The organism is Maribellus mangrovi, assembly GCF_037646455.1.
GTDB classification, from domain to species: Bacteria; Bacteroidota; Bacteroidia; order Bacteroidales; family Prolixibacteraceae; genus Draconibacterium; species Draconibacterium mangrovi_A.
In genome coordinates, this window is sequence record NZ_JBBIXN010000014.1 from 1 (window position 1) to 1,034 (window position 1,034).

Here is a 1,034-nt window from a genome sequence, read left to right on the forward strand (position 1 = left end):
AACGTGAGTTCGATCTAAGAGAAAGAGCAAACACGTCTTTCTTCGACAATTTCTTCCAGGTTGAGTTTTGGCTTTTTATCCAGAAAGGAATATGCGATCAATCCCGAAAGCAAGTTTGTAAGGAAGTTTTCAAAGCTACGGTGCCTGGTATGTTCAATTTGACAGATGTTTTTCAATTCATCGTTTACTGTTTCAATTAATGCTCTTTTACGAAGCAGGATTTTATCCTGTAGTTGCATCAATGAGTTTTTCATATTCTTTCGAATCTTGGTGATTAAGTGGATGCCATCAATAAAAAGTTCATCAAATAATGTTTTGGATATATAGCCTTTATCGCCAACCAGTTTCCCGAAAATCTTATCATGAAAGTTTTTGTTTTTCAGAGGTTCTCTGTCATCAACATTGCCCTGGGTAAAAAGAAAATCAAGGATTTCTCCTTTGTCGTTGATTACAATGTGCAGCTTGAACCCGAAAAACCATCCCATCGAGCATTGGCCCTTTGCAGCCAGACCTTTAAAGGTTTTGTGTTGGAACTCACGTCTTATATGGCAAACCCGGATCGGTGTAGAATCAATAAATGAAACACCTGTACATTTGCCAAGACAGCATAATTGAAGAAACACAGCCATTGGCATTAAGGCTTTTTGTTGTAGTTCTACAAAACGGTTGTATGCTACTGTTTTCGGAAAATCAGATTGCATATGCTTCTGTACATGCATGATGTAAAAATGCTTTAAACACCGGTAATTTCTTAAGTGAAACATGATTACGATGGTAATAACCTCGCTGTCAGATAAGGTAAATTTACGCTTCCTCCGTTTTACTGAGGTTTCTTCTGTGAGGATGTGTCCCTCCTTATTTCTTTCAAATTCTTTACAAAATTCGTCAACCAGATAGAAAATTTCGGTAATTTTAGAGTCCATATTAGAACAAGGTTTTGTTTGTTAAATATTTAAATGTGAGATACTTAAATATAAACAAAACCTTGTTTCTTTTCTAATAAATTATTGTGTTTCTTATGTCGAACTGACGTT

The 1,034-nt window shown here is 35.6% G+C and carries 1 protein-coding gene; it reads right to left on the reverse strand.

Features of this window, described 5'->3' with window-relative positions; all coding sequences use genetic code 11:
* Positions 1-14: 14 nt before the first annotated feature.
* Positions 15-923 carry an IS982 family transposase gene (locus WFY05_RS22235; protein ID WP_340115146.1) on the reverse strand — a complete coding sequence of 303 codons (909 nt, stop codon included), beginning with the start codon at positions 921-923 and terminating at the stop codon, positions 15-17.
* Positions 924-1,034: the final 111 nt, after the last annotated feature.